The sequence below is a fragment of the Oryzomonas japonica genome (assembly GCF_008802365.1).
Taxonomy (GTDB): Bacteria; Desulfobacterota; Desulfuromonadia; order Geobacterales; family Pseudopelobacteraceae; genus Oryzomonas; species Oryzomonas japonica.
The window spans coordinates 1-632 of sequence record NZ_VZQZ01000023.1 but is presented as its reverse complement, the minus strand read 5'-3'; the positions used below and the strand labels follow the sequence as shown (position 1 = coordinate 632).

The window sequence follows — 632 nt, the reverse complement described above, 5'->3', positions numbered from 1 at the left end:
GCTGCGTGGTCGGCGGAGATTCACGGCAGAAGCTCGACCCAGTTTGGCTGGTTCAACGACATCTTTACCGGCAACAAACAGGCCGAATTCGGAGAGTATCTCAACCTGTCGGTCACGCAGATCGACAAAGAAGGCAAGTTGTCATTTCAGGGATACGGCCGTGTCACCGAAGACGTCCGCAACGGTGATGGTATCAACGGTCGGCTCTATTACCTGTACGGCGACTACAGCAACCTGTTCGACAAGGTGGACATTCGCCTCGGTCGCCAGTTCGTCAACTATGCGGCGGGTTCTGCCCTGATCGACGGTGGCAAGATCGACCTGAAGAATGTCGGTCCGGTCGCCTTCTCGGTGATGGGTGGCCGCAACGTCTACTTCGACCTGAATGGCGAGGCGACCCGCGACCACGACTTCGCCTTTGGCGTTGCCGCGTACCTGAACGGGTACAAAAACACCGACGCCGAAGTCAGCTACTTCATGAAGCTGGACAAAGACGGTGTTGCCCGCGACCAGATCGGCGGCACCTTCAAGCAGTACTGGAACTCGTTCAAACTGTACGCCAACACCCGGTTTGACCTGCCGAGTGAAACCTTCACCGAACTTCTCACCGGCATCAAATACTTCCCCACGGC

1 pseudogene is annotated in these 632 nt (G+C 57.0%); it reads left to right on the top strand.

The window, feature by feature from the left end:
* Nucleotides 1-632: pseudogene (locus tag F6V25_RS17130) on the top strand (hypothetical protein); the annotation flags it as partial.